This window comes from Legionella yabuuchiae (assembly GCF_900640115.1).
GTDB lineage: Bacteria > Pseudomonadota > Gammaproteobacteria > Legionellales > Legionellaceae > Legionella_A > Legionella_A yabuuchiae.
Genome location: NZ_CAAAIW010000027.1, coordinates 15,841 through 37,500, shown reverse-complemented (window position 1 = coordinate 37,500; position 21,660 = coordinate 15,841). Strand labels below are relative to the sequence as shown.

The following is a 21,660-nucleotide window of genomic DNA, read 5'->3' as shown; positions in this document are numbered from 1 at the left end:
CAAAAGGTCAAATCGTAAGGATTTTTTTCATCCTTTTCCCGATAGATTGTTTCGGTGCATTGCCAGCGATCGCTATCGATTGGGGGAAAGAACACATCGGCATCAAATGTGGCGTGAATCATTGTTAGATAGATTCGTTCCGCGATACCTATGGTTTCCAAGAATAGTCGCTCACCGCCTAAAATCATTACCTCCTCCGCTTCACTGACTAGGTGTAGCGCTTCTGATAGGCTTCTAACCACGTTGATATCGTCTCTATTTTCCAGGGTATGACTGATGACTATATTTTGACGTTCAGGTAAAGAACGACCAATGGATTCAAATGTCCGTTTTCCCATGACCACTGGCTTGCCAATCGTCAGAGATTTAAAATGTTTTAGATCCGCAGGAAGATAACACAAAAGCTGATTGTTTTTTCCAATGCCACGATTTTCATCCATAGCTGCAATAAGGCTAATCATTATATTCTTCCTGTTCTGTTACGCACCATCTCCAAAGCCATATCGACAGCGGCGTATAAACTGCCAGGCTCAGCCAATCCTTTTCCTGCGAGATCCAAGGCGGTGCCATGATCCACGGAAGTGCGGATAATTGAGAGTCCTAATGTAATATTAACGGCTTTACCAAACCCTGCAAATTTTAACACTGGAAGCCCTTGATCATGATACATAGCTACCATTGCATCGCAATGCTCAAGATATTTTGGAGTAAACATAGTATCGGCGGGAAGAGGGCCCAGCAAATTAAGTCCTTGTACTCTTAGTGCTTCTAACACGGGAATGATGGTTTCGATTTCTTCCTGACCCAGGTAGCCAGATTCACCCGCATGAGGATTTAGGCCCGCTACTGCGATATTAGGCTGACTTATACCAAAATCACGTTGCAATGACTCATTAAGACAAGATAAGACTTGCTTCACCAACGGCTTTGTCAACGCTAACGGTACATCTTTTAATGGTAGATGCGTGGTTACTAAAGCAACTTTCATGTGTGGGCAGGCCAACATCATGACAACGGATTCAGCTTGACAAAGCTCTGCTAAAAACTCGGTATGACCACGAAACTCAATTCCTGCGCGATTAATTACGGCCTTATTAATGGGGGCTGTTACAAGGGCTGAAAATTCTCCCGACAGGCATTGTTTTGCACCTGTTTCGATAAGTGATAATACATAAGGAGCATTGTTGGGATTAAGTACCCCTGGGATAGGGGGGGTATGGCAAGGAATATGCAATACCGTTAATTCACCGGCTTGCGAGTCATGGTAGACACCGTCATAACGATGGAAGCGTATTTGTTTTCCTAACTGATTTGCTCGAGCTTTTAAAACTTGTTCATCGCCCAATACGACTAAAGGAATTTTTTTCTGTGCGAGTTCCAGGCACAAATCTGGGCCAATGCCTGCTGGCTCACCACTGCTAACTAGCAGTGGTTTCATGCTAATTCCTTATCAAGGATCTTCACATAGGCATCCGTGCGCATATGTTGCAACCAGTTTTGCACTGCTTCAGTAAATTTGCGCTGTTGTAAATACTGTCTTACTTGTTGCCGTTCAAAAGCTGCTGAATCATCGACCGTTTTACGCTCCAACACTTCAATTAAATGCCATCCAAACGGTGATTTTACAGGTTTGCTTATAGTCTTTAATGGCAGTGCGTCCATGGCTTTAGCAAATTGAGGAACAAGCTCATCAGCAGTGACCCAACCTAAATCACCCCCGTTGATAGCGCTGGTTGCATCTAATGAATACTGCTTCGCCATCACCGCAAAATCTTTTCCAGATTTGAGTTGCTGATAAATATTAGTGATTTGTTTTTTGGCTTCGTCAGCGGTCATGCTGGAAGCGGGCTTTACAAGAATATGGCGAACGTGAGTTTTTGTCACGGTATGCTTTTGTTGACTACCTCCAATCGCTACTAGCTTGATCAACTGATATCCGTTTCCTGCACGGATAGGGCCGGAGACCTCACCAACCTCCATGTTAGTCACTTGCTTGGCAAATAATTCAGGTAACTCGGCTAAATGACGCTCGCCTAAATCCCCTCCTTCAAGAGCATATTCCCCACTGGATTCGGCAATGGCCATTTGATTAAAATCTTCACCGCTTTTGACTTTTTTAAGTACCTCCAAAGCCTTTTGCTTGGCATGCTTTAACTGTTCTGTCGTTGGTTCTTCGGGAAGAGGAATGACGATATTTTGAATGTGATACGTCTGCTGGGTTTTTTGGGTTTTTTTAGCGGTTCTTAAATAATCCTCAACTTGCTGTGAAGAAATAGCAATTTCTTGGCCTATTGCTTTTTGTTGGACTCTAGTAATTAATATTTCTTTCTGGATATTATCTCTGTATTCCTTCCAACTCATGCCCTGTTTAGTTAGCTCCTCTCGAAGCTGGGTTAACGTAAGGTGATTTGACCCAGCGATCTTAGCAATGGCGTCATTTAATTCATTATCATCGACGGTGAGATTGTTATTTTTAGCGAGCTGAAGCTGCAAATCTACATCGATTAAATGTTGCAACACTTGTTTGCGAAGAATGTTTTCCGGAGGCAACTTCATGCTTTTGGCTTGAATTTGCTGACGTAAGAGATCACTATGCGCGTTTAATTCACTCGCTGTAATCACGTTATCATTAACAATAGCAACGACTTTATCCAACGGCTCAGCAGCGTGGCCAATCATTGCCGTAATTAGTAATAATATTAAAAATACACGTTTCAGCATGCCAAAATCCTCTCTCATAGCTTAATTCGATGCCATCGATCCTATTGCTTTTTTCTGGTGCAATTTAGGGTATTTATACGCAAAATACAAGCAAATATGTTAAATCCAGTTCGATATCTTAACGCACAATCTTTATTTCAGTTTAAAAATATCGGCATATCCTGGAAGATACGAACTCAAGATGCTGGAAGGATCGCTGTTTGCAGCAGAACCCAACCCTTTTAATAATACTTGTGCAAAGAGGTTGCTATTGTACTGCGGCGCAAACGTTATTGGAGAAATATTTTTAAACGTTTTTCCTCCCATCAAACGAACAGCCCAGCAGCAATTCTCGTATTGCAGACCAAAAAAGGACATCATGCTATATTTTTTACTGATGTTGTAGCTGTAAACCCCTAATGTGCTCCATCGATCTGTAAAGGGCCAAGCGTAGGCAATCGTTCCTTGACTCAAGACATTATCCTGAATCCCTGTATTAGCAACCGCTGTAATATCACCATTCACGAGATAGCTGTAGCCTAGACTAAAAATTTTATTGTAATCCGGCTGATAATGCAGATTTAAATACCCGTTATTCGTAGCGCTGGCAGAGGGATCCCAGATGTAATCCCCTGTCGCCACCCAAGCTGGATTGATATGATATTTGGCCCGAGTCGCAATAGGAGATGTCTTGGAGGTCGGTGACAACCAGCCTAAGAACAAGGGACTATCAACGCACTCACCTTGGCGTTCATAGCAAAGTTGGACACGACGATTGGAAAAATAGCTTAGCTGGCCAATAGCAAAGCTCGCTTTCTCACCTCCGGTTTCATCTGAAAGAAGACGCGTTGTTAAGGAATAGGCGATTTGATTAGCGTCACCAATGCGATCAAACCCTGAAAAACGATTCGTCCGAAAGAGTTGATCATGATTAAAAATCATATAAGCAGAATCATAAACTGGAATTGCCGTTTGATCGTGGTAAGGCACGTATAAATAATACAAACGCGGTTCCAAGGTTTGAGTAAATCGCTGGCCCATAAACGCCATTGAGCGATCAAAGAAAAGCCCACCATCTACGTTGTACCGTGGAATAAAGCGATTGAACGATTGGCTGGTAGGATCAGTGCGATACTTCACGCTATAGTTATTTTCAACAAACTGAACAGAAGGTGTGAGATATCCCCATGGCTTGTAATTGGCAATAGACAAAATAGGATTTATATGAAGTCTAGGCCCTTGGGGATGCGCTAAATCCGCGCCTGGCCAGCGATAATTGTCAAATTCTGCCATAAGATTAAAAGTAGAATTCCAGGGTAGATCATTATAGATTCCGTTCGCTGTGAACTGAGGTAAGCGTTGATAAATATCCGATATCTCAGACTGATTAATGGGATGAAGCGTTTGATAACTTTGCACCAGGCCATTCACCAGCCAGTGATCAGAGTTGTACGTCATATTGGCTTGTCGCAACAATTGACTTTGTGTGGTCACAGCAAGATTCGTGCTGAAATCTTGTAGATAATAATCATCGGAAACTTGTTCAAAATTAACCCCTAGAGTTAGATTCCGAGTTAATGACGTTCGATCATCAAGTAAAACAGCCCAACGGTTATTCGACTGTCCAATTAAGCTTGGATATTGATTCTGGTTTTCTGTAATGAAGCGATTAAAGGCGCGATCATCGGGTAGAAAGTTACCTCCAATGGTCATATAAGAATTACGTGTAAGCGCACGGAAATCCCCACCCATCATAATGCCGCGGCGAGTATAGAGATGAGGCGTAATCGTTGCATCATAATTAGGCGCAATATTTAAATAATAAGGCAACCCAAGATCAAACCCGCCCACATTGGTATAGCCTATGGCCGGCTGTAAAAAGCCTGATTTTCGTTCTTTCGACGTTGGGAAACTAAGATAAGGTGAATACAATACTGGCCAGTCATGAATTCGCAAATAGGCATCTCTTGCGACCCCTCTTGCTTCCGAATGATCAAGAGTTATGCTACCAGCAGAAATTTGCCAGGATCTATTCTCAGGAGGGCAAGTACTGTAAGTGGCTTGTTGCAGCAGATAATCTTGATTAGGAAAGCGCTCTATAAAATCTGCCCTTCCCCAGGCAGGGAGGGTAGCGCCGGCGCGATGGATGCTTAAACGATAAAGCACATCATCCACTCTCCCACTTTTATCTTGAGGATTAATGATCGCTTTACGTGCAATCATCAAACGACCAGGTTCTAAATAACGTACGTTTCCAAATAATTCTACTCGAGTGACTTGATTGCTTTGAGGGGCGCGATAAATATATGCAGTTTGCGCGCTGACCATTCGGTCATCATCTTGCACCATGACGTTTCCAGTTAATTTAGAACGTCCTTCGGCATAAAGCGAAGCCTCATCTGCTTCAATACGTACCTCCCCTTTTGGAATTGGGGTAATCTCAAGGGTTTGATAATATCCGCCGCATAATGGATAAGCCTCATCACGTTGCCAGCCAAGACATTGAGCATAGCGGCTGCGAACTGATGTTGGAAACCTGTCCTCTGGCGTAAAAACGCATGCGTTTACAGGCTCCACAATAGTAGTAGCTGCACGGGCCTCGTGCACAAGATAAAATCCAAAAGCTACTGCCAAGACTGTCCCGGTTAGCGTATAATGCATTGTCTTCGCTGTAAGCCTAGCAGTGATTAGAGGTTTTAAGTTTAAGTTTCTTAACATCATCGTTCGGTGTTTTTTGCCAGCAGTTTAACAGCGAAGTTACTATCCCCATTGGAACTAAGTAATCCAAGGGCCTTAGGCAACATCCCCTAAAGTTTCTCCAAACAAGGGCAGGAAGTATACCATGTACAAACGGCAATACGCACTTAACGAATGGCTAAAAAAAAATTACTCCGAAACTTTTAGTTTAATCTCTTTAACAGGGGATGCTAGTTTTCGTCGTTATTATCGCATGGCAATAAACAATCAAACCTTCATAGTCATGGATGCGCCACCAGAAAAAGAAGCGTTATTACCTTTTATTCAAGTTGATCATCTCCTGCAAACACTAGGTGTCCATGCACCGAAAATTTATGCTTCAGATATCGAACAGGGGTTCTTGGTTTTAGAAGATTTTGGGGATCAATTGTTATTTACAGCGCTCACCGTCAACAACGTTGATGTACTGTATAAAGTTGCGATAGCAGAACTCTTTAAGATGCACCAAACAATGCCTGAAGAAAGCCCTTTGGCAAGGTTTGATAAGCCTTTTATGCTGAGACAAATGAATTTATTTTGTGAGTGGTTTTTGCAACGTTATCTTAAGTTAGACATTCACCCCCGACAGCAGTTGATCATTCATGAAACGTTTAACTGGATTGCTGAGACCATAGCACAACAACCCTATGTGTTTACTCATTGTGATTTTCATTCTAGAAATTTAATGCTGTTACCTAACGCATCATCCATTACGTTGGGCGTTATTGATTTTCAAGACGCGATGCTTGGCCCATTTAGCTATGATCTCGTCTCATTGCTAAAAGATTGTTATATTCAGTGGCCGAGAGAACAAACGCTTGGCTGGGTGAAATATTTTCATAACCATTTGCCTAACGCCAATACCTGGTCTTACGACGCATTCGTTCAAGCATTTGATTTTTGCGGACTACAAAGACATTTAAAAGTGTTAGGAATTTTTTCAAGATTACATCTGCGGGATAATAAATCCGGATATTTAAACGATTTACCCTTGGTTATGAATTACTTTCTGGATTGCTTAGAGACCTATGACGAACTCAAACCGTTTTACCAATTTGCATCTGAAGTGGTTTATCCAGCATTTAAAGAGAAACACCCAGCATGAAAACAGCAATGATTTTAGCCGCCGGTCGTGGCGAGCGTTTAAAACCGTTCACTCTTAGCCAACCTAAAGCGCTGTCTTTAATTCAGGGCACTCCTTTGATTGAATATCATGTTAGAAATATAGCCAATGCTGGTTATGAAAACATTGTTATCAATCACGCTCATCTAGGAGGTATGATTCGACAGCATCTAGGAAATGGAAGTCGGTGGGGGATTAATATTGTCTACTCACCCGAGCCTCCTGGTGGGCTTGAGACTGGAGGAGGGGTGGTTAATGCGCTTCCTTTACTTGGTTCTGATCCTTTTTTAGTGGTTAACGGCGATATATTAACCGATTACAACTTTGAAGATCTCATCATGACAAAATCTTATCTCGCTCATTTAGTTCTTGTTAATAAGCCGGAATATAAAACAAATGGTGATTTTGGACTGTCTGCGCCTCCCTTAGTGAACAATGAAAATCCAACGTATACCTTTACTGGGATTGCCTGTTATCATCCAGAAGTCTTTAGAACGCTTAGTGTTGGTCGATATTCTTTAACGCCAATTTTACGCCAACTTACCCAGGCCAAAAAAGTGAGTGGTGAGTTCTACAAAGGCAGGTGGATGGATATTGGAACTCCAGGTCGACTGGAGTTGGCTAATAAAACTTGGTGAATCGCTGTTTATACCCGTGACTTGTTGATTCCGGCCGCTGAATTTTTCCAGCCTCATTTAAACGGCAGGGGGCTTAAGTTGGACCTTGCTCTTCCGGAGAAATGGTCTCTATTACTTCATTATAATTTCTAGGAATCGTTGTAATTTGGATGGCTTTATTTTTTTCTTGGACATAAACGCTAAACCCTTCCTTCGGGTCGGTTATGAGCCGACGTATTTTTTCAGCATCGGCCCTCTTCTCTCGACCGGAAGTATCCGCCTTAATTCTTCCATCATTAGTCGCTTCATAGATAATTCCATTTCTTGTGAGCATGCCCTTCTCTGCTAACCAACCATTATAGAGTCTATCTAACTCTTCGCTTTCTTCATCACCAACTGGTTGCCCCTCACTGCTGTAACCACGCAAAATTTCCGCATCATTGCTGATCGCAACATCAAAGGTTATCTTTTCATGACTTAATTGTTTAGCGGATATTTCTGCTAATGCAGTTTGATACTGTTGAAAGCCAGTAAAATCAGCTAAAGTGCCTGACCAGGGATCGCCTTGGGTTGATTTAAGACGTACGTACTCGGCAAATTGTTGGGCATGCTCGATTAGGTCACTAAATTTTGAAGTAAGTTTTGCCTTTTCTAACTGCTGCTTTAGGGTAGTTACAAGTTCTTCGGCGGCATCGGCATTAGTGATAATCTCTACGCATTTTCGTACAGAATCTGAAGAGGGTACAGGCATAGGTTATTCCTGGTAAAAATTTCGTTAAGTTTCATCTGTGTTTCAATTATAGCAAAGTCCTAAGCTGCAATGGAACGAATTTGAGTAGATGGTCTCTGTGACATGGTCCAAACTCGTTGTCATGCGAGGAGAATTTTCCTTTAATCTAAGGGAGATTGATATTGATCAATAACAGAAGAAAAGGTCTTGTTTTTCATAGAGTCAAAAGTAAATTCATCCACTTGAATTGCGTCCCAGCGTAATTTTTCAACATGAACCAACTGATCCATCTCTTCTTGTGTTAACTCTCCTGCTTTGACTTTTTCCGCTAGTTTTTCTTTCAGATGGCCAAATTTAAATCCGCGTAAATCATGAACCTTCTTATATAAATCTTGATGGCTTAATATCCCTTGCAATGCAATTTCCATGCGATCCACGGGCTTTGAGGCGTCACCACTTAAATAAACGTATTTAGTTAATACATCTCGATAGTGATTATTGCCGGTCATTAACTTAGCTAACTGATGGTCCAACTTATCACTAGGATAGCGCATGGTTTGACCAAAAGGAAAAACGAGAAGCCGAGCTAAAATACCAATTGTACGCACCGGGAAATTATGACAAAAGCCGATTAATGATTTTTGAGCCTGATAAAAACAATACGTCGTTGCCCATTTTGCATGCAGTTTTTGATCATCATCTTCATCATGCTCTTGGTAAAAACGCAAAGCCGCCATAGCCATGTATAAATAAGACATCCCATCTGCAAGACGAGCCGATAAACGTTCGCGACGTTTTAAGCTACCGCCTAAAATAATTAAAGACAGATCAGCTAGCCAAGCGAAGGCGTGGCTTAAGCGAGCAAGTTTTTGATACTGCCGACTGAGTGGATTTTCAGGAGTAGAAATAAACAGCCCCCCTGTCCAGCCTGAACACATGGCTTTGGCCATATTGCGAAAGAAATAATGAATATGTTTCCAAATGACTTCATTGAATTTTGATTTATCCTTGGCAGATAACGCATAAAACTCATCTCGTATATAAGGGTGGCATGCCATTGATCCTTGACCAAAGATTAATAAGTTACGCGACATAATATTTGCCCCTTCAACCGTAACAGAGATGGGAATCCCTTGGTAGAAAGACGTCATATAATTTCTGGGTCCCACAACCACTGCACGGCCTGCATGAACATCAATCGCATCGTTAATAACCACCCTCGCCAACTCGGTGTTGAAATATTTAGTAATGGCTGATGCCACTGAGGGTTTTTTATGCTCTTGTACAGCCCCAACCGTTAAGAGCCTAGTTGCATTAACTAAATAATTTAATCCTGCGATTTCAGCCAGTTTTTCTTCAATCCCTTCAAATTGGGCAATTTCAACATTAAATTGCCGGCGTATCCGAGAAAACGCGCCAGTTGTCAAATAAGAAATAGAAGATGAAGCGGCAGCGAGTGCGGGTAATGAGATTGAGCGACCAATGGACAAGCACTCCACTAACATACGCCAGCCCTGTCCCGCCTGACTTTGACCGCCAATGATGCTGTCAATTGAAACAAAAATATTCTCACCTCGAATGGTGCCATTCATAAAGGGTTGATCGGCAGGAAGATGGCGATTGCCAATTTCTAGGTTTTCTGTATCCCGTGCGATGAGGAGACAAGTGATGCCTTCTTTACCCACTCCTTTCAATAATCCATCTGGATCTTTTAAATTTACGGCCAATCCGATTAACGTGGCCACAGGGGCTAACGTGATCCAACGTTTGTTTAAGGTAATATTTAGCCCAAGCACTGTTTTACCTTCGACGTTCTTTTTTACCACTAAGGCTTCGGATTTGATCGCGGTGGCATCACTGCCAGCCCCTGGCTCCGTTAAAGCAAAACAAGGGATATCTTCTCCTTTGGCAAGCCTTGGTAAGTAATGCGACTTTTGTTTCTCAGTCCCATACAATTGCAACAGTTCGCCAGGCCCGAGAGAATTGGGGACCATAACGGTAACTGCCCCCACACCAGAGTGGCTGGCAATTTTCATCACCACATCCGAATGGGCTCGAGCTGAAAACCCCTTTCCCCCATATTCCTTTGCAATGACTAACCCTAAAAATCCTTTGTCTTTAATAAATTTCCAGGCTTTTTCTGGTAAATCATTATGTTGTGAGATCTCCCACTCATTGAGCATATCGCAAAGGGTTTGGGTTTCATTGTCTAGAAAGGCTTGTTCTTCTTGAGTAAGTTCAGTCTTAACTTGTTCGAGCTTTTCCCAATCGGGCTCACCTCGAAATACATCTTCTTCAATCCACGTGTCACCAGCGCTCAGAGCTTCTTCTTCAGTTTTAGACAATTTGGGGAGCGTATTGCCAACTTTATGATATAGATAATCACTAATCGTGTCCCGAATCGCTTCGACTCGGATGATTAGATCAATTGCGATAATCAATACCCACAATAGCAGAGCAATGAACCATGGCAATCCCACCACGAATGTCGCGACAATCAAATAAATCACACTGCCAACTTCCCATGCGATGGGTTTAAAGGACTTGCTTAAAACAAACAGCGAAAACGCCAAATAGACAATAAACAAAATCAAGGCAAACATAACAATCCTTATTTGTGCTTAAGTGGAGCAAGGGTCTGCTGACCCCCTAAAAAGATAGATTACATCTTAATTCAAGATCAACCTCTCGTATATACCCAAAATCTTCATACGGAACGAAAAATTAGTATTTTTCGTTCCGTATGAAGTGAGCAACCCTGGCTTGCCGGATGATGACCCTCTTGCAAGGGTTATTAAAATCCCCTAGTCTCAATTTAAGCGCTTATCATGGGAATGTTTATGAGCACACGCTTTATATGGAACTTTGAAATTGAATTAAGCTCACCGCTGCAGCTACCACAGAACTCCGAACGATTAGAAGATAAACGCTGGGAAGCCCGTTTTTTTTGGCCAGACAAAAAACCCATTTCATTACATGGCTTAGACGATTCGTTCTTAGAACTATCCAGATATCGTTTTAAGCATCGGTCAGATACCTATCTTATTCTTTCTGACCGCGATTATAATGTGAAAATCCGAAATGATGCTCTATTATATAAACCTTGCCTAGAACGCACCGCCCACGCCTTGGCTTACGGGAAAAAAATAACGCTCGACGGCAGTACCTTAGTAGAATTACCCGAAGAGGAAGTGCTAGACCTAACAACTTTACTGACCAAAATAAACCGTGAAGCCTATTCCATTCACCTTGAGAAAGAAGCCGTCATTTATAAATTTCCTGATTCACCAAAGTTGACTCTAGAGTTCGCTAGGATCATGATTAACAATCAGATTTTTTTTAGTGTCAGTGTTGAGTCTCGTATTTTATTGTGGGTGCAGTATTTAAGCCAACATATTTTAGGCAACAAAACAGCCTGCGATTATGTGACTTTTTTAAAATCAGCCAATGTGTCACCTTCATTATGATCAAAACCTTAGTCGCCATACTGGTTAGTTTCGGAAAAATCGGCCTTATTTCCCTTGGTGGAGGGAATTCCATGCTTAAGCTGTTAGAATATGAGGCCGTCGAATATCGTCAATGGATTGGACAAGAAGAATTCATTGAAATGGTTGGCAGTACGTTTTTATTTCCTGGGCTAACCGCGGTGAAACTCTCAGCCCTTATCGGCTATAAAGCCGCAGGTGTGGCAGGACTTGTGGTGGCTGTTGCTTGTCTAAATCTACCGGGCTTGTTGCTCGCCTTAGCCGGATATACTTGGTTAACCAGTCATAATGGCCCGATCACTCGAAAAATCATGATCGCCGTACAGTATGGCGCGTTAGCTTTATTAGCTGCGGCTTCTTTTTCGATTGCACAAGGTGTAATTCAGATGTATTTCTCCTATTCTATGGTTATTGCTTGTATATTATTTTTCTTAGCGCTCGCTTTTTTGCAATTGTCCCCTTTCTGGGGATTTATAGGATTTATTGGGATTTGTTTCTTTCTTGTCCCTTAGGAGGAAGCCGTGACTAAGTCGCTGGATAATCCAGAGTACTACATTAACCGCGAATTAACCGCACTAGCCTTTAATGAGCGGGTGTTGCAGCTGGCGGCTGATGAACGTGTGCCGTTATTGGAGCGCATGCGTTATCTTTGTATCTGCAGTGGTAACTTGGATGAGTTTTTTGAAATTCGCGTTGCAGGATTGAAAGAAAAAATTGCCGTATCCTCAATGAAGCTTAGCATAGACGGGTTATCTGCTGATGAACTCTTAAATCAATTAAGCATTAAAACTCACGCGTTAATTGAAGAATTATATAGTATTTTTAACAAACAACTCTTGCCAGCTTTAAAACATGAGAATATTTATTTTTATAAAACCGAAGACTGGACAGATGACATCCATCTTTGGGCAAAACATTATTTTAAAAATGAAGTCCTGCCAATTGTCAGTCCTATTGCATTAGATCTGGCTCATCCATTTCCTCGTTTATTCAATAAAAGTCTAAATTTTATTGTCGCGCTAAGTGGAAAAGATGCGTTTGATCGAAATATTAAATACGCCGTGATTCATGCCCCCCGGTCTTTGCCAAGACTCATTCATTTGCCTTCAGAGTTGAGCGGTGAAGGCAGCCATTTCGTTTACCTATCATCCATCATTGAAACTCATGTGCATGGTTTTTTCCCTGGAATGGAAATCAGTGGGTGCTATGCGTTTCGATTAACGCGTAATAGTGACATATCTTTACAGGATGAAGAAGCGGAAGACTTGGCTGCTGCAATGCAACGTGAGCTTTTCTCTCGCCACTATGGCCATGTCGTACGCTTAGAAATTGATAAAAAATGCCCACAATCCATTACTGACTTTCTACTGCAAAAATACCATTTACGCCACGAGGACACTTATTACTGTGATGGGCCGGTAAATATCCAGCGCTATATGAGCACTATTAACAGTATTCCTCGTCCTGATCTAAACTACCCTCCGTTTACACCTAAGTTTCCTTCTGTGCTCAAATCGGACAGGGATTTATTTAACGCTCTGGATGAACAAGATATTTTATTACACCATCCTTATCAGAGTTTTGAGGTTGTCATTGACTTTGTTAGACAAGCGGCCGCTGATCCGAACGTGCTGGCTATCAAACAAACCCTTTATCGCACCCGTTTTGATTCGGTCATGGTCAAAGCCCTCGTTGAAGCCGCTCGTTCAGGCAAAGAAGTGACTGCGGTTATCGAGCTTCGTGCCCGCTTCGATGAAGAATCTAATTTAAAGCTAGCCAATCAACTCCATGAAGCTGGCGTATTAGTGCTATATGGTGTCGTAGGTTATAAAACCCATGCCAAAATGACTTTAGTGGTACGGCGAGTACGTGGAAAATTAAAGCGCTATGTGCATCTTGGTACCGGAAATTATCATGAAGAAACGGCGAAACGATATACCGACTTTGGTTTATTGACTGCAAATCCTGCCATGACCAGTGATACACAAATCATTTTTCAGCAACTAACCGGCTTAGGCAGAACAATTAAGCTCAAAGAATTATGTCATGCTCCATTCACCTTGCAAAAAAATCTTCTCGCCCTAATCAAAGAATGCGAGGAAGCAGCCCTTGCTGGTAAAGACTCTGAAATTATTATTAAAGTAAATGGCTTAACTGATTTAACGATAATTCAAGCGCTTTATGCTGCATCACAAGCGGGCGTTCATATCAATCTGATCGTTCGCAGTGTTTGCTGTTTAAAACCTGGAATAAAGGGTGTCTCAGAGAATATTCGAGTTACTTCCGTGGTGGGGCGATTTTTAGAACATCATCGTATTTTTTATTTTTGTTCCGGTGAAAAAGAACGTCTTTTTTGTTCCAGCGCCGATTTGATGCAGCGAAATCTCTATTATCGCATCGAAGTGATGTTTCCCATTTTGGATAACGAGTGTCAACAACGCATTAAACAAGAAATCTTTAAGAACTATTTGAAAGACAATCGCGATGTTTGGGAAATGCAATCCGATGGCACTTATAAGCCCCTACGTCGAGGTGGCCATAGCGCCCAAGAGACACTGTTAGCGTTGTACAGCGAGGGCTAGAGATTGTTTTTTTGGATAATTATGGCGGCAGGCGTATGACGTTTTAAAGTCCCAATAAGGTTTTATGTTTTTCCGCCGGTAATTCGCACGCTAAGCGGGGCACAAGATACCCTGGTAATATGGCTTGCAAGCCTTTAAACAGCTCAGTTGCTTTTGGGAGAGAAACATCAAAATGAGCCGCACCTTCGACCTTATCTAATAGGTGCAGATAGTACGGCAGCACTCCACAATCAAATAAGCGTCGGCTTAGTGCAGCCAGTATATTCACATCATCATTCACCCCAGCTAACAGCACCGATTGATTCAATAAATGACAGGATGCAGAGCGAAGTTTTTGACAGGCCTCAGCCACACGATCATCTAATTCATTGGCATGATTGCTATGTAAGACAATCACTTTCTTGAAAGAGGAACGATTAAGAAGTGCGATTAAATTTGAATCAATGCGTTCAGGTAGAACCACTGGTATCCGAGTGTGAATACGAACTGTCCTCACATGGCGAATCGTCTGCAGTTTGCCAAAGAGAAAAGAAAGCAATTTATCGTTGGCTAATAATGGGTCGCCGCCGCTTAAAATCACTTCATGAATGGTTTCATCTGCTGCAATGAAAGAAAAAACACCTTCCCAACCTTCACGCCCTGGATTATTTTCTTGGTAAGGAAAGTGGCGGCGAAAACAATATCGGCAATTAATTGCGCAAGCCCCAACCAAAGTAAGCAGAACTCGTCCATGATATTTTTGAATCAATCCCGCTTGGGTATTGAATGATTTTTCAAGTAAAGGATCCTGACTATACCCTTCTACAGCTTGTGTTTCATCATCAATAGCCAGCACCTGTCTTAATAATGGATCGTTCGGATTCCCTGACTCCATCAAGTTAGCAAAACCACGTGGAACTCTGGTTTGAAATTGCTGTTCCGCATCTTGGCTAGCCATGTGCACTGGTAGCTCTAAAAACTCGAGCAGTTCGCGGGCGGTGGAAAATCCCTGCGCTAGGATTTGTTGCCAATTGGCTTTTGTATCTCGCATTTAGATTATAGACTTGTTAAAATGCGCGAACTTTAGCGAAATCGCACAAAAAACTCAACTTCGGAGCATCCATGGCAGTCTACAGCACCAATGAATTTAAACCCGGCTTAAAAGTACTGGTTGATAACGCGCCGTGCAGTATTGTTGAATGCGAATTTGTTAAGCCCGGAAAAGGACAAGCGTTTACGCGGGTGAAAATTCGTAATCTTAAAACGGGTCGCGTGGTTGAGCGAACCTATAAATCCGGTGAAACCTTACCTTCAGCAGATGTCGTTGACGTTGAAATGCAATACTTATACAACGATGGTGAGCATTGGCATTTTATGGTTCCTGATACGTTTGAGCAATATGCTGCAGGGCCTGATGCGGTTGAAGAAGCCGTTAAGTGGCTGAAAGAGCAAGACATGTGTACGGTTACCTTATGGAACAATGAACCACTCCAAGTCACTCCCCCAAACTTTGTAACGCTTGAAATCACTGAAACCGACCCTGGCCTCAAAGGTGACACCTCTGGCGGCGGCGGGAAGCCTGCTACTCTAGAAACGGGAGCGGTGGTTCGCGTGCCTTTATTTGTACAAACAGGCGAGCTGATCAAAGTCGATACGCGCAAAGGTGAATACGTTTCTCGCGCAAAAGAATAAACCACTTTCTCAGCCATTTCCGCCTTGAGAGTCCAACAGTTAGGAATTGCTGCTTTTATCTGCGCATAATTGACAGTGCTTTTTGAAGCACTGTCTTATTGCTCCTAGCATTCCTTTTTACGGCCAATAGCGATACGGAAATGAATAATGACGGTAATAGCGATATTGGTAATAACGATAAGGCGCGGGATAATAGGTACGATATCGAACTGGGTGGTAATAACGATTACCCCAGTAATAGGCTTGATAGCCAACCGTTCGATAACCTGGTGAGTGCTGAACCGTCGTCACCGTACAACTGCCTAGCAAGACGACAGAGGACAATACCAATAGTGAGGGTATAACTGTTTTCATCATCGCTTCCTTGCTTTAATCCGTTATATAATAATTATAATACATGAACTATATTTGAACAAAAAATCCTTTTGATGACGGGAAAATCAATAGGTTAAGCCTGTTGAAGCATAGAGATTTGGGCGGCTAATTGATCGTACCCCGCTTCGACATTGATATAATCATGATTAGCGAGATACACGGATAAAGAACCGTCATCCGTGGCCTGCTTCGCTTGTAAAACGCTGTTGAACTTTAAATTTATGAGCCGTTGAAATGCTTGTTTTTTGGTTACTAAATAGAAATTGCGATAGTGGCCTTTATCACAATAATGAAGCGCTTGTGCATCTTTAGCCAACTTATGTCCTGGCAAATAATCGTTTAGAGAGTAAGAGCGATTATTATGTACCGCAATGACTTTTCCTGGCGGAATAAGTTGTTTCAGCTGATAGGCTAATTTATTTACTTCGCGGTGCGCCGCAGGTGAATAAGGACCAAATTGCGCCAACGTTTTCTTTATGCCAACGTCAGTAAACATTCGGTTGGGATCAAATTCATAACGTTTCCCAGCTAGATGAAACACAATATTTCGTTGCCCAGAGTGCTTAAGGGTAATTACTGTTCCATGCTCCTTTGCGATCACGGCTAACGCCGCTGTTAAGGCCGTAGTCTCATTTTGATGAACATGAACAAATACTTTTCCTTTTCCCTGGTGAATGGTGTGGATCGTTACCGTTTCATCTCCAAGCTTTACGACATAATGGTGACTGTATGCTAAATTGCAAAGCAGAAGCGTGAAAAGAAAAATCCAGCGGCAAATAATCATATGCATCTTTACAAATCGCACAAAAGACCTGCATTTTATATTGTTTTAATACAGTTAGCAAATTGGCGAAGATAGCGATCATGGTCAAGTCACGGTATTTCGGATGATACGAATCTTAAGTATAACGAGCGGGCTTGATTTAATCTTATTCGATGCATCGAGTGGCAGACAATGATCACCTGCTCATCTGAGCCGTATTTTCATTTAATCTAGAGATTTATGAAATACTTTAGGTTTTCTGCCTTAAACAGAGATCACACCATATTTCAAACTAATCTCCATCGAACACTACCTGTGTGGTTCAGCCAGGCTGATCATTGTCTCTATGTATAAATATAGACCAATATTTAGAAAATTAGAATGCTGCCGATAATTATTGTATTACCACTTAAGCCTCCGATTTCTTATCCATATGCTTATTTCTATGGAGGGATTGTTGCAGCAAACCGTTGGTTATCGGCACTTTACAGTTTAACCCTCCTTTTGAAGTGTTGGCCGCCAGTCCAGAGCTTTTTTATGGGTTTGATATCGCTATTATGTTAGAAATGTGTCGGTGATAGATACGATTATATTAGATAATGAAGCGGCAAAATATTGGGCATCATATAATGCTGAATTGTATCAGCTTATTGGAACCAAATTGCCTGTTGGGAAAGGTTACGGCATGATGGCCAAACTTGGACAAAATGCGTTATTTTCTGAAATTAATAAAACATTACTTAGCATGGAAGAAGACGGCAAATACCTAGAAATTTACAGTCGCTATTTGGACTGAAAATAAGTTCAATCACGAAAATTATTAAACTGTAGCGGTAGTTCAATATCCGATTTTTTGAGCACGGCAATGGCTTCTTGCAAATCATCTCTTTTTTTGCCCGTCACACGAACTTTATCACCTTGAATGGAGGCTTGAACTTTAAGTTTGTTGTCTTTTAGCAGTTTTACAATGTTTTTTGCGGTAGGCTGATCGATGCCTTGTTTAAAGGTCATGGCTAGGGTATGTGTTTTTCCACTATGAACCGGCTTGTCATCCACGTCGACGCCGCCAGTATCGACACTACGTTTCGCACAATGAGTACGAAAAATATCCTCCATTTGCCGAACTTGAAATTCAGACTCTGATGTTAAGGTTACTTTCAAATCTTCAAGTTTAATCTCAGCATCAACACCCCGAAAGTCGAAGCGATTACTGATTTCGCGTTGCGCGTTTTCAACTGCGTTACGTAATTCCAATTCATTGGTTTCAGAAACAACATCAAACGAAGGCATACAATTTTCCTTAAATCGGATAACGGGGTAGATTTTACCGACTATTTCTGGTGAATGGCAATGCCTTTGATCCTTTATTGCTTTCGCAGCCCGTAATAGCTTTAAGATAATATACCCATGATCTTTCAAAATATGCTTTTCCTTTTTCGCCCTGTCGCATTATGAAAGATCACGGGTATAGTTTATAGATTCACAGGCCTTGTACTGATTGAAAAATCTTCTTCCACCAACAAAAAGTGATTCACCGGAACATCTTCCCACTCTGTTTTAAAATCATTTAATTTTTCTGAAGCGACTAAAGCGCATTTTTTTTCGCCATGCTCCTGAAGCACATGGTACTTGTCATCGCGCTTTTCAAAGCGACTTCCAACCGCGTAATGCAATGAATCTGGTTCAGCGCCTTTTTCCGTGCAAAAACGACTGGCCAATAAGCGTTTTCCATCGGTTAGACAAACATTATAATAAGAATCGCCCACCTCACCATACTTCTCTTGTAACTCATTGATAATTCTGTAGGCTTCCTGCAATACATCTGCAGCAATATTAAGATTTGTTATGTCTTTTTCTTTGGCTAACTGTTGAAATAACGCAAATAAATGCTCTGAATCGGTTTCACCTTGAATCCAATGATAAATATCGTCATCAAGAAGATGGCGAATATGTCGTTTAACTTGGATAAACTGATTAATGCCGCCGTTATGCATTAACATCCATTTCCCTTTTCTGAACGGGTGACAATTATATTGTGTCACGCCACCTGCACTCGCAGCCCGTACATGAGCGAAAAATGCTGGTGACATGATTTTTGCAGTCAAATGCAATAGATTTCTATCATTCCATGCTGGAGAAATGGAAGTAAATAACGCGGGCTCTGAGTTAATCGCAAGATTGTACCATCCCACCCCAAACCCATCGCCATTGGTCGGGATTTCAGATTCTCGCGCATGCAAACTTTGCATAATGATAGAGTTAACTGGTTTAACTAAAACATCTTCAAGCAAAACTTCATGTCCTAAGTAAGCAATTAATCGACACATACCCCCCCTCCTTCACCCAATAAAAAAGCACATATTTTAAAATATGTGCTTTTTGATGATTTAACGCTTTAGTAAGACCCTCCACCAGCGTTTTGGTCCGGGGTGGTTGCAGCATTGGAGCCATCTCCTGCAGTGGCATCCTCTGTCGTGGCATCACCTGCTGTGCCAGTTTGGTCTGTCGTTGTGGTATCCGTTGTATCAGTTTGCATACCACCGTTCGTTGTTGTGGTGGTGGTGCCATTAGCTGGCGCAACATTTCCAACGACCAATTGGTTGTCCACTTGGTTAACTCCATTCACAGATTTAACAACCTTCATTATTTTTTGTTTTTCATCATCATTGGCTACGGTTCCCGCTAGATACACAATCCCATTTTTAGTTTCTACGCTGACAGTCCAGCTAGGGATATCTTTCCCCATCACGTCGGCTTGAATCAAAGCGCCTTTAACTTTGGCGGTGATGTACGTATCTTGTAAGGGCTGCTTGCTATCTTTTACCGTTAACTTATCGGCATTTACATCCGTAACACCTTTGGTTGACTCAGCCAGCGTAATCACTTTTTCATAGTCTGTGTCTGAAGGCAGTTCTCCTTCGAGATGAACAACGCTACCTTGAACCGTAACATCCACTATACCGGAATAATCGGACAAAGCTGTTTTAACATCACTGGTTAAATTTTCATTGGCCGGGGCAGCCGTTGTGGTCATCATCTGACCATTTTGCATGCCATTCGTTTGTGCGTCTGGACTTGTGGTTTGTGTTGTCACTTGCCCATTCTGCACGTTATTTGTTGTTGTCGCGTCATCGGCCATTGAATAGCCCGCCATACTGCTGCAAATCAGAATGGCGAGTGTTTTTAGTTTGAATTGCTTATTCATGATTATCCCTTCCCTGTTTATAAATTTAATGTCCGTTACAGTTAAATTACGCCGGGGCGTAATAATAAGTATAAAACTAATATCACCAATAAAAAGGTTATAATACCGGATGGTTTATAACCCCACCCTCTACTGTATGGCCAAATTGGTAGAAGAATAGAGATCAAAAGCAATAAAACGATAATACCAATCAAATCCATTCTTAATCCCTTTTATTGACCTCTCTAAAAGTTAGCATAGTCAAGCAATGGTATTTATGCAAAAAATTGCGATGATATTTTTGTACTATACTTATCAATAGGTAGTCGTATAAATTACCTAATTTATTTAGGGAAAATTAGAATGAACGTTAGATATTCAAGGAGCGAATTATGTTAAGCTGGGCTATTTTCTTTTTTATCATTGCGCTGATTGCCGCTCTATTTGGGTTTGGAGGTATTGCTAGCGCTGCTGCTGGTATCGCCAAAATACTCTTTTTTATATTTCTAGTGGTTTTTGTAATCCTTTTAATTATGAGCTTAATTGGTGGTCGAAGACCCCCTCCACCCGTATAATCTAGGATTATTTTTTCTATGCCCTCTTAATGTTAAGAGGGTTTTTTTTTAACACAATCCAGCATGTGATGATCTATAATTAAAAAAGAATAATTTTCATGTTTCAAAGGAGTGAATGATGAAATCGCTAATTTTTTTATCTCTGATGCTGTTAAGCGTTGTGTCATTCGGTGCCAAAATCATCGTAACCGGCGAGCCGATTATTCTTGAACACCGTGACGATTTATATTATCCACCCGCAACCTTTACTGAACCCCCTCCAACTTCTTATACGTACGTTACGGTCGATGGAGTTCCTAGGGTTTGTTATTTAAATCCTCAACCAGCTTTAGCTAATTTAGATATGATCACCATTAATGTTGAAGTCAAGGGCACAACAGCGGTGTGGAATTGCTACGCTTACAACACTAATTATTTTCAAGCAAGTCCATAAATAAAAAGGATTTAGGCATGGATAAATATCGTGATCGGCTTGACGCTGGGGAGCAATTAGCGAAAAAGTTAATCCGTTATAAAAATACCCCTGATGCAATCGTGCTAGCTTTACCGCGTGGGGGCGTACCGGTGGCTTATAAAATAGCCACCGAACTGTCGCTACCTTTGGATGTTTTTCTAGTAAGAAAACTTGGCGTTCCAGGTCATCGCGAATTAGCTATGGGCGCCATTGCTTCCGGTGAGGTTGCGTTTTATAACCAATCTATTATTTCGGATCTGAATATTTCAAAAGAGGCGATGGATGAAGTCATAAAAGCCGAGTCTGATGAGTTAGAACGGCGAGAAGAAGCTTATCGCGGCGACAAGCTTTTTCCTAATCTAACGAATAAAACTATTATTCTTGTGGATGATGGCATTGCAACTGGAGCAACAATTCGGGCGGCCATTCAAGCCATTCGCGCGCAAAATCCTAGTCGTATCGTTCTTGCAGTACCTGTGGCTCCTCGCTCCACATTGCTTGAACTTGAACGGGAGGTCGATGAAATTTTTTGTCCTTTAGCCCCAATTAATTTTTATGCAGTTGGAATCTGGTATGAAGATTTTCCTCAAACGAGTGATGACGAAGTTCGTGAGTTTTTATCCAAAGCAGAATCTTCTTAATGGGTTTATCAACACGATAATCAA

23 protein-coding genes (1 of these 23 only partly in view) are annotated in these 21,660 nt (G+C 41.6%); 10 read left to right on the top strand and 13 right to left on the bottom strand.

Going from position 1 to position 21,660, the window contains the following annotated elements:
- The 4 genes from E1O47_RS10235 to E1O47_RS10220 all read right to left on the bottom strand — a co-directional run.
- Nucleotides 1-461, bottom strand: partial view of a dihydrofolate reductase gene (locus E1O47_RS10235; protein WP_133131162.1) — the 5' portion only. Its footprint begins 25 nt before the window's first position; 461 of the gene's 486 nt are visible here — the first part of the coding sequence; its start codon is at nt 459-461; its stop codon lies off the left edge, out of view.
- Complete coding sequence (pdxA, locus tag E1O47_RS10230; protein WP_133131161.1) at nt 461-1,438, bottom strand: 4-hydroxythreonine-4-phosphate dehydrogenase PdxA; 978 nt, start codon at nt 1,436-1,438, stop codon at nt 461-463. Before pdxA ends, E1O47_RS10235 begins: the two co-directional genes overlap by 1 nt.
- Nucleotides 1,435-2,721, bottom strand: coding sequence for a peptidylprolyl isomerase (locus E1O47_RS10225; RefSeq protein WP_133131160.1), 1,287 nt, complete (start codon nt 2,719-2,721; stop codon nt 1,435-1,437). Before E1O47_RS10225 ends, pdxA begins: the two co-directional genes overlap by 4 nt.
- Before the next feature lie 132 nt (nt 2,722-2,853).
- On the bottom strand, nt 2,854-5,421 hold the full coding sequence (locus tag E1O47_RS10220) for an LPS-assembly protein LptD (RefSeq protein WP_423202762.1): 2,568 nt from the start codon (nt 5,419-5,421) through the stop codon (nt 2,854-2,856).
- A gap of 121 nt (nt 5,422-5,542) precedes the next feature.
- Between E1O47_RS10220 and E1O47_RS10215 the strand changes: the two genes are divergently transcribed.
- Complete coding sequence (locus E1O47_RS10215) at nt 5,543-6,541, top strand: aminoglycoside phosphotransferase family protein (protein WP_133131158.1); 999 nt, start codon at nt 5,543-5,545, stop codon at nt 6,539-6,541.
- Nucleotides 6,538-7,197, top strand: coding sequence for an N-acetylmuramate alpha-1-phosphate uridylyltransferase MurU (gene murU / locus E1O47_RS10210; protein ID WP_133131157.1), 660 nt, complete (start codon nt 6,538-6,540; stop codon nt 7,195-7,197). Before E1O47_RS10215 ends, murU begins: the two co-directional genes overlap by 4 nt.
- Nucleotides 7,198-7,270: 73 nt before the next feature.
- On the opposite strand, the gene E1O47_RS10205 is transcribed toward murU, so the two are convergent.
- Both E1O47_RS10205 and E1O47_RS10200 read right to left on the bottom strand, forming a co-directional pair.
- Nucleotides 7,271-7,927 carry a hypothetical protein gene (locus E1O47_RS10205; protein WP_133131156.1) on the bottom strand — a complete coding sequence of 219 codons (657 nt, stop codon included), beginning with the start codon at nt 7,925-7,927 and terminating at the stop codon, nt 7,271-7,273.
- 140 nt (nt 7,928-8,067) lie between these two features.
- The gene (locus E1O47_RS10200; protein WP_133131155.1) at nt 8,068-10,509 is read right to left on the bottom strand and encodes an acyl-CoA dehydrogenase; all 2,442 of its coding nucleotides are present in this window, start codon (nt 10,507-10,509) and stop codon (nt 8,068-8,070) included.
- A gap of 237 nt (nt 10,510-10,746) precedes the next feature.
- Between E1O47_RS10200 and E1O47_RS10195 the strand changes: the two genes are divergently transcribed.
- Genes E1O47_RS10195 through ppk1 form a run of 3 tightly spaced genes read left to right on the top strand, consistent with a single transcriptional unit; the run spans nt 10,747 to nt 13,973 of the window.
- Nucleotides 10,747-11,373 (top strand): hypothetical protein, encoded by a 627-nt coding sequence (locus E1O47_RS10195; RefSeq protein ID WP_133131154.1) that lies wholly within the window; start codon nt 10,747-10,749, stop codon nt 11,371-11,373.
- Nucleotides 11,370-11,903 (top strand): chromate transporter, encoded by a 534-nt coding sequence (locus E1O47_RS10190; RefSeq protein ID WP_133131153.1) that lies wholly within the window; start codon nt 11,370-11,372, stop codon nt 11,901-11,903. Before E1O47_RS10195 ends, E1O47_RS10190 begins: the two co-directional genes overlap by 4 nt.
- Nucleotides 11,904-11,912: 9 nt before the next feature.
- On the top strand, nt 11,913-13,973 hold the full coding sequence (ppk1, locus tag E1O47_RS10185) for a polyphosphate kinase 1 (RefSeq protein WP_133131152.1): 2,061 nt from the start codon (nt 11,913-11,915) through the stop codon (nt 13,971-13,973).
- Nucleotides 13,974-14,016: 43 nt separating this feature from the next.
- Here the strand turns inward: ppk1 and epmB are convergent, their stop codons facing one another.
- Nucleotides 14,017-15,003 (bottom strand): EF-P beta-lysylation protein EpmB, encoded by a 987-nt coding sequence (gene epmB, locus E1O47_RS10180; protein WP_133131151.1) that lies wholly within the window; start codon nt 15,001-15,003, stop codon nt 14,017-14,019.
- A gap of 71 nt (nt 15,004-15,074) precedes the next feature.
- Between epmB and efp the strand changes: the two genes are divergently transcribed.
- Nucleotides 15,075-15,644, top strand: a complete 570-nt coding sequence (efp, locus tag E1O47_RS10175; protein WP_133131150.1) for an elongation factor P — start codon at nt 15,075-15,077, stop codon at nt 15,642-15,644.
- A 117-nt stretch (nt 15,645-15,761) separates the two neighbouring features.
- On the opposite strand, the gene E1O47_RS10170 is transcribed toward efp, so the two are convergent.
- Both E1O47_RS10170 and E1O47_RS10165 read right to left on the bottom strand, forming a co-directional pair.
- On the bottom strand, nt 15,762-15,998 hold the full coding sequence (locus E1O47_RS10170) for a hypothetical protein (protein WP_133131149.1): 237 nt from the start codon (nt 15,996-15,998) through the stop codon (nt 15,762-15,764).
- Between the two features lie 94 nt (nt 15,999-16,092).
- Entirely contained in the window at nt 16,093-16,803 is a 711-nt protein-coding gene (locus E1O47_RS10165) for a protein tyrosine phosphatase (RefSeq protein WP_133131163.1), read from the bottom strand.
- 547 nt (nt 16,804-17,350) lie between these two features.
- Here E1O47_RS10165 and E1O47_RS10160 point away from each other — a divergent pair.
- Nucleotides 17,351-17,578 carry a type 2 periplasmic-binding domain-containing protein gene (locus E1O47_RS10160; RefSeq protein ID WP_133131148.1) on the top strand — a complete coding sequence of 76 codons (228 nt, stop codon included), beginning with the start codon at nt 17,351-17,353 and terminating at the stop codon, nt 17,576-17,578.
- 8 nt (nt 17,579-17,586) lie between these two features.
- Here the strand turns inward: E1O47_RS10160 and E1O47_RS10155 are convergent, their stop codons facing one another.
- The 4 genes from E1O47_RS10155 to E1O47_RS10140 form a co-directional block, all read right to left on the bottom strand.
- Nucleotides 17,587-18,072: a YajQ family cyclic di-GMP-binding protein gene (locus E1O47_RS10155; protein WP_133131147.1), complete on the bottom strand. Its 486-nt coding sequence runs from the start codon at nt 18,070-18,072 to the stop codon at nt 17,587-17,589.
- Nucleotides 18,073-18,254: 182 nt separating this feature from the next.
- Nucleotides 18,255-19,109, bottom strand: a complete 855-nt coding sequence (locus tag E1O47_RS10150) for a class II glutamine amidotransferase (RefSeq protein WP_133131146.1) — start codon at nt 19,107-19,109, stop codon at nt 18,255-18,257.
- A 68-nt stretch (nt 19,110-19,177) separates the two neighbouring features.
- Nucleotides 19,178-19,987, bottom strand: coding sequence for a BON domain-containing protein (locus E1O47_RS10145; protein ID WP_133131145.1), 810 nt, complete (start codon nt 19,985-19,987; stop codon nt 19,178-19,180).
- Between the two features lie 41 nt (nt 19,988-20,028).
- Entirely contained in the window at nt 20,029-20,187 is a 159-nt protein-coding gene (locus tag E1O47_RS10140; protein WP_133131144.1) for a DUF3309 family protein, read from the bottom strand.
- 171 nt (nt 20,188-20,358) lie between these two features.
- Here E1O47_RS10140 and E1O47_RS10135 point away from each other — a divergent pair, with 171 nt between their 5' ends.
- From E1O47_RS10135 to E1O47_RS10125, 3 genes are all read left to right on the top strand, one after another.
- Nucleotides 20,359-20,541: a DUF1328 domain-containing protein gene (locus tag E1O47_RS10135; RefSeq protein WP_133131143.1), complete on the top strand. Its 183-nt coding sequence runs from the start codon at nt 20,359-20,361 to the stop codon at nt 20,539-20,541.
- Nucleotides 20,542-20,659: 118 nt separating this feature from the next.
- On the top strand, nt 20,660-20,974 hold the full coding sequence (locus E1O47_RS10130; RefSeq protein WP_133131142.1) for a hypothetical protein: 315 nt from the start codon (nt 20,660-20,662) through the stop codon (nt 20,972-20,974).
- A 17-nt stretch (nt 20,975-20,991) separates the two neighbouring features.
- Entirely contained in the window at nt 20,992-21,636 is a 645-nt protein-coding gene (locus tag E1O47_RS10125) for a phosphoribosyltransferase (RefSeq protein WP_133131141.1), read from the top strand.
- Nucleotides 21,637-21,660 lie beyond the last annotated feature (24 nt).